Here is a 16,109-nt window from a genome sequence, read left to right on the forward strand (position 1 = left end):
AGTTCCTTTTTATATTAATCGCACAAATTTCATAAAAATAATTAATAAAAAGATATTTGTTATTGTACTATACAATGCTGGATTAAATTTTCATACCTCAAATATTTGACTAAAAAAACTATATACTGTTTCAAAAACCTTACCAACACCACTCGCTAATTCATTAACTTGTTTAACACCAGGAATAGTGTTGACAATTCAAATCACCGCATTTTTAATATGAGCACCAAAATCTCATCAACCTTTAGGAGTTATATATTGTACTTGTCATCATTGTTTATCGGGGAACAACCCACCATTATTAATTTCTTGTCAATTATAAATCCCAAAATTAAAATCATAATATCGGTACATATCATTCTCTTTTTGTGCTTGCAATTCAAAAACATTATAACCGATTTTTTGTTCTTCAATTTTTTTATATTGCAAACCATATTTATTTTGTAAATTACCGCCAAAAACATAACCCGAATTTAACTTAATATCATAATTATTAGCAACCGAAAAATCATAATTAAAAACACTACCATAATTATTAATCGTATAAAACCGATTTTTAAATGCTGAATATAATTTAATATCTAATTGCTTATATTTATCCGAAAAATAAAAATATCGTGGATAAATTTTAAAACCATTATTTACTAACAAACCATATTTTTTATTATAACCTTGAACATAAGTATTATTTTCTAAATCAAAAATCGTACGTAAATAATTAGTATAAAATTTCTGTGAAATCTTAAACATACTATTTAATAATTTATCAAATTGTAATTTATCGTTAATATTTTCACTCAACAAAATATTATTAAAATTTTGTAATTTCAACGCAAAAAAGTTAACTAAAACAGTATCATATTGTAAATTATCAATATATCCATTTTCAATAAAAGAACTACGATTTTGAAACACTGGCACCAATGCACTTGCAAAAAACGACTGTAAAAAATTAGATAAATCAAACTGACCGCTAAACTGTTGATAATAATTTAAATCTTTACTATTTAATGATGAATAAATTGAACCATTAAAATTAAAAACTTCACCCATTCCCGTTCGCATAAAACTAAAATTAAAACTTAAATCATCATTATTAATATTGTTTAACTCTAAACTACCAGAAATAATTAAATTTGCTTCATCAACAGTCAAAATCATCCGATAAATTGCTTTTTTAATATTTTTAACATGCAATTCATCAACCGTCTCAAAATCAAAAATTATCCGCTTTGTTCCAACCTTATTCGGATTTTCATAATCCGCACTACCACCTTGCTGAACTCTAATATTTTCTTGCAAAACAGAATATAAAGATAAACTAATAAATCCTTTTACGCGAGTTTGTTGATAACTATTTCAATCAGTAATTTCACCGGTGTTTTTATCTATAGTTGGTGTTTCGGGTTTACCATCCCCATCTCATAAATAAACACTTTTTAAAAGATTATTTGGTTCAAATATAATATCACGAGGATTTATTGTTAAATGTATTTTCATAATATTTCAATTATTTGATACATAATTATTTAAAAGTAAAATATATCATTTATTATTTGGTGTTAAATTTCAAAAATCAATAATTTTATTCATTAATTTTCAATTATCTTGTTTCAACTTAACTCTTGAATAACGATTTTCTTTATAACGATCAACATTCTCCACAATTTGTTTAGATACATCAAACATCTTATATTTTACGGCAAAAGCATAAATAAAATCAGTTAAATCATCCAAAAAATTCTCCTTTTTAACATCATAAAATTTTTCAACCATATACTTATTTTTTAAACTATGTCATTGTCGATAATAATTTAAAAATATTTCATCTGGTTTATCATAAACAACTCCGGTTGAATAACTATCTTGTAAAAAATCTAAATACCATTTATCATTAAACAATAAATTTTTTGATGTTTTTAAAGTTGGATTAATAAAATAATTTGTTTCCGACCAATTTTCAAAAAAACTACTGCGTAAAAACATTGTATTAATAAAATCAGTTTCATTAATACCTTTACCAGTACTACTTTCTTGTTTAAGCGTATATTGCTCCTCATTTAAGGGTCTAAACGCCGTTAAAGTAATAAATGGAATAACCAAACCCAAAAAAGTTAAAATAAATATGGCAAATAAAGATAACGATTTTTTCATAAACTTAACTCCTAACTATACAATGTTTTTGAAACAATAAACCCAACAATATATAAACTCGATATTGTTAACATTAACGGATGACTAAACAAAACTGCCATTCTACCAAATAATCAAAACAACCAAGTATCAGAATTATATAAATCCATAATAATATTTTTTGCTGATGTAAATTGATTAATAATAACAGTAATAAAACCAGTTCCAAATATCGCAATTGCCGCCACCAATAAAACTAATTTAATCATTACTTAACACCTCTTTTAAATTTTGCTTGTTGTCTAACATTTTGACGCTTAATTTCTCGTTTAACTTGCTGCTTATTACTATTTTGATAAACATTTTTACCAACATTAATACCTTTTCGTACAGTTGACGAATATACTTGCGAAACACCATTATTAACTGTCGAACCTAAATTATTATATTGTGCTGATGTCCCGTGAATTGCATAAATAGATAACTTAATAACCATAAAAAAGATTAAAAAATAAGCAATTGACGTATTTGTCATCGGTAATTTTGTATTTCAAATTACATCAAAAATAAACAAAAATATATCAAAAACAAAACTAAAAATCTTGTCTCAATTACTATTATTATTTTCAACTAATAAATTAATCATCTTTACTATTTCCTTTCTCTTTTTTAGGTTTTAAATTCTTTTTCAAAATATCAATATCAAATAACTCCAATCGTTCTTTAACACTTAATTTTGTAGTTTCCGATCAATAATAAAATTTTTCATTAACAATTTCATCATTCTTTAAATCACGCACAAACTTTAACCATTCACTATCATACTTATTAGCGAATTCAAGGGGAATCATTATTTTAAAAAACCGAATTCCTAACCCAACATCCGACTTATGTTTTGCTCTTTTACCTTCTACTGTTCGCTCTACTGATTTTGTTTTTCAAATTTCATAATCCGTTATATCTTGAAAAATCCCAATTCGCATAATAAAGAAACGATTAAAAAAATTAAATCCTTTTTTAACAACGGGTTTTCTCAATGAAATTGGAATAATAATCCCACTTGCTAACTGGCGAATATTATTTCAAATCATACCCTCACGCTGAGCAGTAAACAACGCACGATGTCCAAAATGTCTCGCTAAAACAATTCACGGTATTTTACCACTATGAACTTTTTTCTCATCGTGAGGACTAGTTCCATCAATATACAAATAACTTTCATCAAATAAAATAACACTATCATCGGGTGGGACTGGTTTTGTTCGATCGGTAAAATCTAAATTTTTAAATGTTAAAACTTTAACTTTATCATCTTCTAACGGATAATTACTATAAATTTCATCTGTCAATAATTTCATAGTTTGCGACAAATAAGTTAAAAGTAATGTTTTACCAGTTCCTAACTTACCAATAATTACCGATAACGGATTATCTCAAACAAAATTCACTAACCGAAAAGCATTTAACTGATAAAAAATATTTTTTCACAATCATCACACAAAATAAACACACTGCAAAGCAAATAATATTCAAAATACTAAACCAACACAATACAAAGAAATTATCCAAAGTAATAAATCAATTAAACTAAACAAAAGCATTGAACCACTAATATAACAATAGTTTTTAAAGAAAAATATAAATTTTTTCATTTTACCTCCAATAGTTATTTATAATTAAACTAGTATTATTATGGTTTTCTCTCCACACAAATCAAAAAGAAATATTTTTTTACAACATTATTTATATTAATAATTACTGCATTCGTAATGAAAATATATATTATATTCAAAAAAAATTTTAAAATTTTGTGGGGATAGAAAACCATAATAATAACAAAATTTAATTATTTAAAATAACTAACTATTTTAAAAACCATTCACAAGAAAAACCAAGTTAAAAACAAAATCACAATTCAAACACCAACCATCAAAGTTAAATATTCATTTTGCGTTAAATTCCACATTGTAATACTTTCAACATTCGTTTTATCGATAAACAAAAATATATGAATAAAAAAATCTTTTAATTTAATTCAATCATTTTGCATTTTTAAAAACTCCATATTTTTTGAATAAGTTTAAAAAACATTCCAAAAAATAAAACAACAAATAACACAAAGGATATAACATATAAAAACTCAGGGGCATTTGAACCAATAATATAACTAACAAATTGAACTCAATAACCATATAAACTCATTTAATTTAAGTCTTTCAAATCATTAATTAATTCTTGTTCTTTTTCAACACTTCAATTTGTTAAATTATTATTGTTATTATTTGCTTTTACTTTTTTAGGTTCACTTAAAAATAAAGCTTTTTTCATTTTAGTAAAATAATTTTGTTTATATTGATTATATAAATTGATTAATTCTGTTCCAGTTAAATATTTTCAAATATTTCGCTTTAAATTTTCATCATATTTTACAATAGGGTAAGAATTATCATAAATCAAACCGATTGCTAAATATTATTAATTATTTTCTTTTACAAAACATTATAAATAATAATACCAGTTTGTCCAATTCCAGCAGGGTCAATTGAAATAATATATTTTAATTTATTCCTTTGATTTTTTGGTCAATTTGTAATATTTTTCATCCATCTGATGTTAAATCTAAAATATCGTTAATTTTATAATGTTTCATATATGAAACAATAACATCTCATTTATTTTTAAATAAATTTAAATACATTTTGGCTCATTCTAAAAATTGCAAATCATAATGTTTTTTATGATGTGAAATACGGCAATTAATAGGTTGACAATTAACTCAATCAAATGATGTTGTTATTTCATCTCAAGTTTTATTAATATACAAACTTTTATATTCTGTCATTTTATCTATACTCCTTAATTCTTTTTGCGTAAACCTAATGTTCAGTGTTCATCAATAATTTTGTCTTTTGAAACTGGATAACTTCTAAGCATTAATTCATTTATTTTGTTAATAGTTTTTTTATTTAACTTTTTCATATTTCACATCCTTACTAAGTAATTTGTTATATTTTGAATTATCTTTTAAATCAATTATTCTTTTTCAACCACAATTTCTGCACCGATCAAAAGATAATTCATCTCCACAATTAATACAATAATAAAATTCTTTAAAATCTTCTTTATATATAATTGTTGTTGTTTTAAATCAGCAAGTTCTTTTTTAAGTGCTTCATTTTCTTCTTTAAGTGTTCGTATTTTGCTATTAAGTGCTTCATTTTCTTTTTCTAACTTTTCATATTTAATTCATTCTGTTATATTCATTATTCATCATCCTCAATAACAATTAATTGGTCTAATTGTTTTTTAGTGATTTCAATATTTTTTAAATCAGCACCTCATAAATCAGTCCAATTTAAATTAGCACCAGATAAAGCAGCTTCTATTAAATTAGCACCTCATAAATCAGCACCAGATAAATTAACATCTTTTAAATCTAATCTTTCATCTTTTAAATATTCATTTATTTTATTTTGTTCAACAGTAACTCCTGTTAAATCTTTAATCATATCTTGTAATGTTTTCATTTTTTTTTTTTTTTTTCTGTAAAAAAACATACTGTAAAAAACATAATATTTCTTTATTGGTTAATATTTTGATATTTAGTAGATAATTTACTTTAGTATTTAATTACTTCGCCACCCGCTTCACTTCGAGGGTGAGCGGGGGCGGATAAGATATTTTGATAGAGTTTACCCCCCACGGAAATAAACAAAAAAACAGTTTACCCAGTTATTAATTACGCTTCATCCATCCCTACACAACTTTATATAAAGAAAATAACCTTTTGGAACTTCTCCCTCTTGTTTTTTAGTGTCCGATATTGTTTTTTTGGTTTAATAACACTCTTTTTATAAAAACAAGCCAAAAAACACATGCACTGACATTTCGCGGGCGACTAACCCCGCCGAGAATTAAATAAATAAATAAATATGGGTAAGTCCAATCGCTTTCACACTTTATTTAAAGCTTCGTGCCATAGATGAGTTATTCATCTTTAAGCATCAAAATATTAATTTTTAGTATTGCATTATTCATCAGATAGTACCTTTATTAAAAAATGATATTATTAGCTGTTAAACCGAAAAAATATAATAAATAACAGAAAGGAAATTATAAAAATTAACTAATTGATGGAGAAAATAGATTAATTTTTAATTGAAATAACTAATAAAAAAACTAAACAATTAACTAGAGATAATACAAATTTATCTATTAGAGTTTTTGAATTAGAAAAAATAATTCAACAATTTTAAAGGTACTATCTGATGAATAATGCAATTAAAAAAATCGCTCTAATAAGCGATTACTTTAATTTGTATTTAATTACTTTATTTATAATTTTTATAAAAAATAAGCTTTTTTATTACTACCTCATTTCGCCTTTTACAGCCTTCGCTGCTTGTGCAGCACTAACAAATTCATCCGTACCATCATTTTCGTTATAAGCAGTTTTATTAGCATTAACTAATTTCCCAAAAGCTTGTGTAACATTTGCACAAAACCTGGCACCAAGACAATCTGTAACTCTGTTGGTGATGGTTTCAAAACACCCATTACATTTGGTGTTGCTTTTAATTTATCTAGATCAATCTCTGCTGTTGGTTTCAAATTAAGACGCACTCTCGTTAAACAATTGGTATATGAGACAACATTATCCGCTTTGACAATATCAACAATATCTTTTGCTGTCTGTTTCGGATCTTTTGCCATTTCATTTTCCTCACTTTCAATAAAGATATATCTATTTTTGCTACCTATGTAATGCTTTCTTCACCAGCCAGATTATGGTTAAAATATTTAATAATATGAATTAATTCTTTATATCCATCTAAATTTAAATATTTGGTAAAGCGATTAATAGTAGCAATTGATGTATAAGTACATTCAGCCATTTCCTTAATCGTAATTTCAGGAACAATCATTAAATTTTGTAAAATATATTTTGCGATAAAAGAAGGCCGGTGATCAGTATCTATACTAATATCTTTAATTTTACGAATAATTTCATTTTCAGTCATATTACATTAACTCCTTACTTTTTCTTATTATGCCGTTCCATAACGAATCACATAATCATTATCGCAAAAAAACAAGACCAGCAATTGATAATAAAACAATCGATGGAATTAACAGTTTTAAAAAATAACATAATAATCCAATTAAAGCTAATAAAGTCATTCCTAATAAACTACCATTAATTAATCACTTTTGTTTTGTTATAAAGTTAAAAATTTAAAACCCTCATTAAAAATAAATTATCTTATCTAAAATAAATCATTAATATTAACTATACGATATTTTTACTGTTTTTAAAACCTATTAATGAATTAAAATAAAACTATGGTTTAGAACCATAGTTTTATTAAATCCTGTTAACTTTTCATCATAACAATTTCTTGAATATTTAATTGATTAATTTTTTTCATTGAAATAAAGTACGAGATAATATATAAAATAATAATTCCTCCTAAGATAATTGGTAATGTAATTAGTCCTGTTCCAATTGGAACATAGAAATTAAAGAACATTAAAATCCGATAGGTAATTGTTCATGCTAAACCTCAAGTGATAAAATATCCCAGTAATCAACCAACAACAGCAAAGGGAATAAAAATTCCTAATGTTAAATTATTAATTTCTCAACGACTATAACCTTGTACTTTCATTGTTGTAATAATTTTAATAAACTTTTTAATAAAGAGATCAATTGCAAAATATATTGTAATAACAGAAACCATAATGATAATGACAATAAAAATTAAAGCAACTGATAAGGCAACAATAATAGCCCGACTCATAATTTTGGCTTTAATACCAACATAATCAGCTGTCAAAACAGATGAGTTATAAGAAGTCGTAAAATTATTTAATGATAAATCACCATTTGTTGATGATAACGCATAACGATTAATTTGATCAGATGGTTGTAATTCGGTTGTATATTTTCCATTGTATCATTGCATTATATTTAAATTATTATCAATTTTATTTATTGGAAATAAATTAATTTGATTAGCATCATTGATACTAATAAACAAGCGTGGTGTATCATAAGTTGAAATGCTTTTAACAATTTTAACTTTAACTGGCTTTTGTGTTAAAGATGGCGATGCTTTAATAAAATTATTATCAACAGCAGCTTGGTATCATGTTGTTGGAATTCCATCAATAAAATCGCCACTATATGTTCCACCAAAACTAAAATTATATGGTTTAATAACTCAGTACTCTTTATTATCAACTCGTTCTTTTCAAATAATTTTATTTCCGTCAACTGTTAATTCTTTTAATAAAATCCGTTGAATACCATTACTCAATGTAATTATTTTTTTACTTCAAATTGCTTCCATCGCCGAATTCGTTGGAATCCATAATTCAACATTATTTAAATTATGATATTCACTCTTCCGATCAGCAGTAACATAATATTTTGTTTGTGAACTTGTATTATAAGTAAAATAACTTTTATCTAATGAATACAAACTTTGATAATTATTTACATTTCATCCAACAGCATTACCACTTAAATTATATTTTCAGTTTTGATATTTTAAATCTGTATTATTGTTAGTAAATTCTGCTCATTCATGCTGACCAGTATTATATTGCAATGTTGTTACTTCGGGAGTTAATTCAATTTCCTCTCCAACATTAAGATTTAAACGATGTAATGCAGTAACATTCGCAATTGCATTAATTACGGTACCATTATTATTTGCTAAAATAGCACGCTCAGCGGATGATAATTTTAACATTTTTGTATTTGGATTAATTCCATAAATAGGAAATTGCTTATAATTATATGTTCCATCAAAACTAGTAAAAACATCATCAGTTGCTGGATTATAACTCATTGTTCCAATTCCTAATGCAAAATGATTTGCTCGATCCGGATTTTTATTTCAATCTTCTTTAACTGCAGCCGGGATAATCCCATTTGTTGCTTTACTAAAACATGTTCTTCATAACGCAGGATAATGTTCCTTGTCAGTAAATGGTGGGTATGGAATTGCCCCAATGCCTAATGCTTTTGGTAATACGGTACATAAAATTTCTGATACTAAAGCTCGAACACTATCACTAGCTGAAGAATTTTTTACTAAATTATTTAAATAATTAAAAATTCCTAATGATAAATTAGTTCCTGATAAAGTAACAAAATTATAAGATAACATATCTTTTAAAATCCCAGATACAGTTGGCTCTTGTTTCACCGCTTTTAATGGTTTAATTATCTCTCCTCCATCAATACTATAGTAATTTGCTAGTGGTGTTATCCCAACAATGGGATATAAATCTTGTTCAATTGGATCAGTTGACTTAGGAACATTATCAATTCCATTTCATGCATAAGTTTTATAATAAGAAAAAGGATTATTACTTATGACATTACTGTATTTAACTTCACTACCATATTTAATGTTTTTATAATAATTTGTATTAAAATTTTTTGCATAGACTGGTGCTAATAATGAGACAGTCAAAGTAAATGTCACTAAGGCAAAAATTCCTAAATAAGTAAATGCTTGTTTTAGTGAAGTTGATAAAACAACCATACGGAAACGACCCACAAAAGTTTTAAAATGGAAACTACGTACAGTACGGGCCAAACTATTATTAACTTTTAACTCACGCATTGGATGAATTAAACTTAAAACTTCTGTTTTATTAATTAAAAAATAACAAGTAATAAAAGTAATTAATGATAAGAAAATAACAAAGAACCCAATTAGGAAAAGTAAAATCATTCAGTTTCAAGTAAAACTCCAATTAATTATAAAAAACATATTAAATAATTTTACAACGAATAATTGGACAGTAATTCCAACTAATCAACCGGTTGGTACTGCAATTAAAATACTAACCATTAAAATGCTTCAATAGGAAAGTGCAATTTCACGCAAATAATAACCAGCAGCTTTTAACATTCCAATTTGTGGTGACTCACGTTTAATCATTTCTTTAATAATAATATATGAAACAGCAAATAATGTTATGGCAAAAATAATAATGAAGAATAAGCCAATATAAATGTAAACATTAATTGTTTTTGCTAATAAATCATAGCGTCGTGTTAATGAACTTGTTACTTCTTTTGGTTCAAAATCACCAATTGAAGGATCATTGCCCAGTGGTATTGAATTCTTGGTTAGCATTTGAGCATAAAAATCTAATTGATTAGGATTATTTGCATAATATTTTTTAAAAATTTCTAAATTCTCGGTTGGTCTATTTGTTAAACTTTTTAAGAATACTCGCGAATTATCTTTTAAACTAATTAAACCTTTATTATTATCTTCTGCTAATAAAGACATTCCATAAGACGATAGATAAATGACAACATCCGTTTTAAAATCAGGAATAAAATCAGTTTCATAAATAGTTGGATAAATATTTAAAGTATCACCACCACTTGCCCCAATTGTAAATGTTTGTTCGCCAATTTGGATATTATCACACAAATTTTTATGATGTGCTTTTAGATAATTAGGACTAACAACAGCATAATAATTGCTAATTGTCGATTCATTTAATGATGGTCCTGACCACTCATTAACTTTATCAAAAAGCTTTAATTGTTCTTCTTTTAATAAATCATGTCAACCAATTACTTTATATTTTAAATTATTAGCAATATCCCAAGTTGTAACTTCTTGTCGAATTGCAATATCAAAATTGCTAACAACACCCAGCATTGTGTAATAAGTCTGTACAAAATTAAGAAAAGAACTTCGTTCACTATAATTACCAAAAAAAGTAACTTTATTAAATAAATCACCAATAACCATTCGGGCTTCATTAATTCCTGTTTGATTTAATTTATCAATATATTGCCACGGTGATTGTGCTAAATACTGAATTCGTGTTTCTTTGTTTCCACTTGTATCAATTACATTAAAACGAGTAGCAACGCCGAAACTACCACGAAGTCCTTTTTCAAATAAAGTATTTTCTGAAATATTAGTTACCACTGTTTTATTATATTGTTTTCCCAATGTTAAAGTAATATCAGGAATATCAAATTTAGTAAAATCATTATCAACTGTTTTTAAATTATAATCTCATCGTTCAATTGCTCCTTGTTCGGAAGTTGCTTTTCCATTAATAAAATTAGCAATACTTAATTTAATTTCTTCATTCGTTGCATTACTTTGCTTTTTTAAAAAACTAGTATTAATATAGTCCGTAATAATTCCTAAAAAGTTCTTATATATTTGCGTTGTATAAAATAGTTTAAAATATTGGTCAGCTAAAGCATTATAACCCATTGCTCGTAATTTTGCTATTAATGAGTTTTGATAATTTGGCGCGGTTGTTCGTAATGTTAAATTTAATGTTAAATTCCTAATTTTATCATTTGTTAATTTAAAATTAATATCAGATGGTTTTAATGCAGTAAAAACATCTGTCGCTGCTGAACCAATTGTAATTTTTGGATATGTTAATTTATTATCATTGTTTTCTACTAAAAAATATTCTGTATCAAAAGCAAAACTTGGAGTAATTGTTTGCATATTTGAATTTTCAAAATCCATTGCTGAATAATGAAATGAATAATTATAATCAAAACTACCATAACCCATTTGTCGATTTGCTGATTGTAAACTAGTGACCGTTGTAAATAGACAAGAAGTAATAATTGAACAAATAAAAATCAAAAGAAGCAATGAAATGAATTGCCCTTTTGCTTTAATTATTCCTAAAATCCCTTGCTTCATTAACAATATTTTTTTCATGTTTAGCCCTTATATTCGACTTTTAATCATTTTCAATTGCATCATAATAACGTTTTCATTGCCCTCTACTATCTTTTGCAAATCATTGAATATTAGAAATTACTCAATATTGATGACTATCATCACCAGGATTAATATTCATTCAAGTTACTTTATATTTATAATGCACTTTTTGGTAATTATTTCCTAGCCCATCATATTTCATAAATCAATCCAAATCATGATTACCTAATGCATTTAAATAAGCTGCATTTAAATCTTTATAAGTATTAATGTCTGCTTTTGAAACATATCATTTTTGATGTAAATCTAAATTAGCAGCAACATCAGCATCACCTGTTCCTTGATATTCAATATCATACGATAATTTATTTTCTTCTAATTTACCATTGCTAATATTTCAATTTGCTCCTAATAATAAAGTATTTGAATAGTCATATAAAGCATTATTAATTGCTAATAAATCTTTTCGTGTTTCTGAATTTGGATCAAAATATATTTTATTTAATAATGCCCTTACTGGTTGCGCACTATCATTAAACCATGTAAATGCTAAATCCATAAATGAACCCTTTGCTGGTGTCGATGGGTCATCACTGCCTGTTAATAATTGTGCAATTTTTGTTTGATTTTGTTCTTGGTCACTTGCTTCTGATCATGGCAACTTGCTAACTTCTGTTAACGCATTAGCACTTTGTAAGATTCCTTTTGATAAAGCAACAACAAAACGATTAATATCATTAACACTTAAGGTTCCTAAACCACCTTCTGATTTTGATAACATCATTTTTGACATTGACTGTAATACTACTTTAAATCCAGGAGTAACTTTATTAGAAGCAAGTGCTAAAAAACTACTAATTGAATTATTTGCTTCTTCTTGGCGTTCTAAATCTGCTTTAGTATATAAATCATCAAGATATTCTCCAAAATCAGTAAATAATTCAGCCAAAGATTTTGTTGAATCATCTTTTTTAAACAATAAATCAGCTAATTTTAAGTTTGGTGTTTTACCATTTCACATTGCATCACGATTTTTATATTGATCTTCTGGATTAGCTAAGTTTAGTTCCGGTTTCATTGGTTTTACTGCTAATAAATCACTAAAAACTTGTGATTGTTTAGTGAAAAAATCATCAGTTTTTTGTTGAAATGCTTGTCTTTCAGTATTATCTTTACATAAAAGTTGCAACGCTTTTGTTACCCCAAATTTTGCAAAAATATAATTTTCATTTTCTTTTGTTGGGTCATTAGGTAATTTAGGAGAAGCAAAAATCTGATAATAAATAGCTCCTAAAATACTTCCCATAAATGTTCCATCACTATCTTTTGATAAAGCTAAAAATTTGTTCAATTGATTAATATATGCTTTTGATTGTGAACGGTCTGTAAACATATCCGCCATTGAAATTAACTGTAAAATTATTGCTAATTTATCTTGCTCTTCTGATTTTTGAGCTGTTTTAAATGGGCCTCCTGTCGCAAATTTTTGATTATTAATAAGGAGGTTTTGATTTGTACTCGTATCAAATTTAATGTCTTTTGTTGCCAATGGATTAAAATCCATATTTAAATTATAAAAATAAGTTGAGCGTGGCATCTCAAACATTGCTTTATTACATGCATCAATAATGTTTTGATTAATTCTGTTATCATCACATTTAGTTGGTAAAATTTCCTTTGCAGTTGAATAACTTGACATTGGTCCGCCATCAAATCAATAATTTAACATATTACTATTTTCTGCTAAATTAGGAATTGTTGGTAACGGGTCTTTATTAGAATAATCAGGGATTTTTTTCTTAGTTTGTTTTTCTGTATTATATAATTCATTATCTAATAAATTCATATAATCATAATTTGATGATAAAGTTGTTAACGGCATTCCATCATTTTTATTTAAATATTTACCCCGATAGTAATCAATATCAACAATATTACAATCCTTATCTTTATATGAATCAGGTACTCGCATTAACATTTGTAACATTGAAGGTGTATATGTATTTAAATTTTCATGTCGATTCGCAATTGTTAGTTTTGTAAATAATGTTGTTTGTAAAATTTTTGATTTTAATGGTCCATTAGGTAAATTTTCAACTGATGAATCTTTATATTTGTCTTCTACTGCTTTTGTCTTAGTTTTACAACTAGCAGTAAGAGCTGGCGTTGCTACTAACGTTGCTGCTACTAAAATATTAAGTAACTTTCGCATTATTATTCCCTCTTTTCTTTTTATAATTAATAAATAACTAAATCATTGAATTAGTAAAATAAATTAATTCTTATTTTATTCTTGAAGGATCCCTCTTCAACCATTAATTTCATTTCTTAAGAATTTATTTGGTAAATTTTCTAAACCATTTTTTTCACTAATATTAAAAAAACGAATATTATTTAACAATAATAAAAGTGCAACAAGTTGAATTGAATTATCATCATTAATTTGTCATAAATTTTTCATTTTTTTCTTGGCAGTTTTTATTAAGAAAAATAAATCTAATAAACATAAAACTTTAATTATTTTTAAAATAATTTTAAAAAACAATGAACGATCTAAAATTTTTAATTCTGCTGAGCCATTTTCAAAATTACTAATTAAAATTAAGAAAGTTAAAATTCGTGAAGCAAAATCATGTAAAAATGTTTTTTTTAAATCAAATAAATAAAAAAATGTAATTAATCATATGCTTAAAATATGATTATTATTAATATGATAAAAACAATTTCACAATTTCTTTGTTATTAAAAATGAAAACAACAATGATAACAAAACTAACATAACTAATTTTAAAGTATAGTTTAAAAATTTTTTATTTATTAAGATAATAATTGCAATAAAAAATTGTATAACTAAAATAGTGCTAAGATAAATACTAGTATCTGTTTTACTTGCATAAATTTGTAAAAGAATGATTTGTAAAATTAAAAGCACAATAAATTCACTAATAGCAAAAGTTACATTAAAGAAATATTTTGCTGTTAAAGATTTTGCTTCATTTTTTCTAGCGCGAATAGTAAAAAAATATTTTACAATCTTTAAAACCAGATAGAATAAAAGAAAATTAGTAAGAAAAATTATTGCAATACGCTCCAATAACGGATTAAAGAAAAATGAAATTGAATTTAGGATATTAAAACTTGATCATTCATGTAATAAATTCATTTTTCTCTCCTCACAAATTTCAATATAATCCGATATTCCTTACTAAATATATTAAAGCAAAAAAAATAGAAAAAACAAGATACTAACTCTTTTTTTTAAAAAAAATAAGGTGCTTTTATTTAAACAAAAAGACTCTTATTATAAAAATTTAAAATATCTTGATAAATCTCCTTTTTAATTGGCTCATTCAAAATCTCATGACGAGCATTTGGATATAATTTAACTTTAACTTTTTTTCCTGCCTTTTTATATAAATCAACAGTCTTCATAACCATCTTTCCATATTTCCCAACTGGATCATCAGCACCTGCAATAAATAGTAATGGCAAGTTATCTGGTGTATTTTTAATATTTTTCTTATTTGTAATAAACAACAATCCTGTAAACATATCTTTAAAAGCACTTGTTGAAAAAACTTGTCCTGTTAGTGGGTCGTTTGCAAAAGCTTCTTGAACTGTTTTATCTGTTGATAATCATTCAGTTCCTAAATTGCCTTCTTTTTTATAACGAGCATTTAATGGCGCATAAGAAAATTTATAAATAAAATTATCCTTTGATTTTGGTCCTTTCATTTTTTGCCCAATTTTAGCTATTTTAACTGAAAATTTTAACAATCGTTTTGAGTAATGTGCTGTCCCACAAATAACTAATGCCGCAATATTTGTGCCATATTTTATTGCATAATGACGTACCATAAAAGAACCCATTGAATGACCAAACATTACAATTGGTTGGTTTGAATAACTTTTTTTAATATAAGTTGTTACTTCATATAAGTCATCAATAATTTTTTCTCACCCTTCTTCTTCGGCAAAGAAACCAAGATCTTCGGAAGACAGAGCTGTTTTTCCATGCCCACGATGATCTTCAGCAATAACAACATAATCATTTGCTACTAAAAATTTAGCAAAATCATCATAACGAAAAGCATGCTCTGCACTACCATGAACTAGTTGAACAATCCCCTTAATGTTTTTATCATTATCAGGTTTCCATTCATACATATGTAATTCAACACCATCCCGTAAGGTATGTTTCCATTCTCTAAATTTCATTTTCATCATCCTTTC

General features: G+C 25.7%; 15 protein-coding genes and 1 pseudogene. All 16 read right to left on the bottom strand.

What is annotated here, in order from left to right:
• Positions 1 to 9: 9 nt before the first annotated feature.
• The 16 genes and pseudogenes from SDAV_RS08460 to SDAV_RS08530 all read right to left on the bottom strand — a co-directional run bounded on the left by SDAV_RS08460 (position 10) and on the right by SDAV_RS08530 (position 16,094).
• On the bottom strand, positions 10 to 2,154 hold the full coding sequence (locus SDAV_RS08460) for a spiroplasma phage ORF1-like family protein (RefSeq protein WP_114565268.1): 2,145 nt from the start codon (positions 2,152 to 2,154) through the stop codon (positions 10 to 12).
• A gap of 11 nt (positions 2,155 to 2,165) precedes the next feature.
• On the bottom strand, positions 2,166 to 2,402 hold the full coding sequence (locus SDAV_RS08465) for a hypothetical protein (protein WP_114564276.1): 237 nt from the start codon (positions 2,400 to 2,402) through the stop codon (positions 2,166 to 2,168).
• Positions 2,402 to 2,779: a hypothetical protein gene (locus SDAV_RS08470; RefSeq protein WP_114565019.1), complete on the bottom strand. Its 378-nt coding sequence runs from the start codon at positions 2,777 to 2,779 to the stop codon at positions 2,402 to 2,404. The genes SDAV_RS08465 and SDAV_RS08470 overlap by 1 nt, the downstream gene beginning before the upstream one ends.
• A complete protein-coding gene (locus SDAV_RS08475) occupies positions 2,772 to 3,785 on the bottom strand; it encodes a hypothetical protein (RefSeq protein ID WP_114565269.1) in 1,014 nt (337 codons plus the stop codon). Before SDAV_RS08475 ends, SDAV_RS08470 begins: the two co-directional genes overlap by 8 nt.
• Before the next feature lie 194 nt (positions 3,786 to 3,979).
• Positions 3,980 to 4,183 carry a DUF2649 family protein gene (locus SDAV_RS08480; protein ID WP_114565270.1) on the bottom strand — a complete coding sequence of 68 codons (204 nt, stop codon included), beginning with the start codon at positions 4,181 to 4,183 and terminating at the stop codon, positions 3,980 to 3,982.
• A 152-nt stretch (positions 4,184 to 4,335) separates the two neighbouring features.
• Positions 4,336 to 4,602: pseudogene (locus SDAV_RS08485) on the bottom strand (DUF3627 domain-containing protein); the annotation flags it as partial.
• An 88-nt stretch (positions 4,603 to 4,690) separates the two neighbouring features.
• On the bottom strand, positions 4,691 to 4,975 hold the full coding sequence (locus tag SDAV_RS08490) for a hypothetical protein (protein WP_114565271.1): 285 nt from the start codon (positions 4,973 to 4,975) through the stop codon (positions 4,691 to 4,693).
• Between the two features lie 14 nt (positions 4,976 to 4,989).
• Positions 4,990 to 5,112 carry a hypothetical protein gene (locus SDAV_RS14140; RefSeq protein WP_281268792.1) on the bottom strand — a complete coding sequence of 41 codons (123 nt, stop codon included), beginning with the start codon at positions 5,110 to 5,112 and terminating at the stop codon, positions 4,990 to 4,992.
• Positions 5,113 to 5,166: 54 nt separating this feature from the next.
• Entirely contained in the window at positions 5,167 to 5,397 is a 231-nt protein-coding gene (locus SDAV_RS08495; RefSeq protein ID WP_114565272.1) for a septum formation initiator family protein, read from the bottom strand.
• A complete protein-coding gene (locus SDAV_RS08500) occupies positions 5,397 to 5,660 on the bottom strand; it encodes a pentapeptide repeat-containing protein (RefSeq protein WP_151202524.1) in 264 nt (87 codons plus the stop codon). Before SDAV_RS08500 ends, SDAV_RS08495 begins: the two co-directional genes overlap by 1 nt.
• A 940-nt stretch (positions 5,661 to 6,600) precedes the next feature.
• Positions 6,601 to 6,846 (bottom strand): PTS transporter subunit EIIB, encoded by a 246-nt coding sequence (locus SDAV_RS08505; RefSeq protein WP_245938344.1) that lies wholly within the window; start codon positions 6,844 to 6,846, stop codon positions 6,601 to 6,603.
• Between the two features lie 44 nt (positions 6,847 to 6,890).
• Positions 6,891 to 7,154, bottom strand: a complete 264-nt coding sequence (locus SDAV_RS08510) for a MurR/RpiR family transcriptional regulator (RefSeq protein ID WP_245938345.1) — start codon at positions 7,152 to 7,154, stop codon at positions 6,891 to 6,893.
• Between the two features lie 354 nt (positions 7,155 to 7,508).
• A complete protein-coding gene (locus SDAV_RS08515; RefSeq protein ID WP_114565274.1) occupies positions 7,509 to 11,873 on the bottom strand; it encodes an ABC transporter permease in 4,365 nt (1,454 codons plus the stop codon).
• Between the two features lie 22 nt (positions 11,874 to 11,895).
• Positions 11,896 to 14,088 (bottom strand): hypothetical protein, encoded by a 2,193-nt coding sequence (locus SDAV_RS08520; RefSeq protein WP_114565275.1) that lies wholly within the window; start codon positions 14,086 to 14,088, stop codon positions 11,896 to 11,898.
• A gap of 75 nt (positions 14,089 to 14,163) precedes the next feature.
• A complete protein-coding gene (locus SDAV_RS08525) occupies positions 14,164 to 15,039 on the bottom strand; it encodes a hypothetical protein (RefSeq protein WP_114565276.1) in 876 nt (291 codons plus the stop codon).
• Between the two features lie 119 nt (positions 15,040 to 15,158).
• On the bottom strand, positions 15,159 to 16,094 hold the full coding sequence (locus tag SDAV_RS08530; protein ID WP_114565277.1) for an alpha/beta fold hydrolase: 936 nt from the start codon (positions 16,092 to 16,094) through the stop codon (positions 15,159 to 15,161).
• Between the last annotated feature and the right edge of the window lie 15 nt (positions 16,095 to 16,109).

It is taken from the genome of Spiroplasma phoeniceum P40 (assembly GCF_003339775.1).
Classification (GTDB): domain Bacteria; phylum Bacillota_I; class Bacilli_A; order Mycoplasmatales; family Mycoplasmataceae; genus Spiroplasma; species Spiroplasma phoeniceum.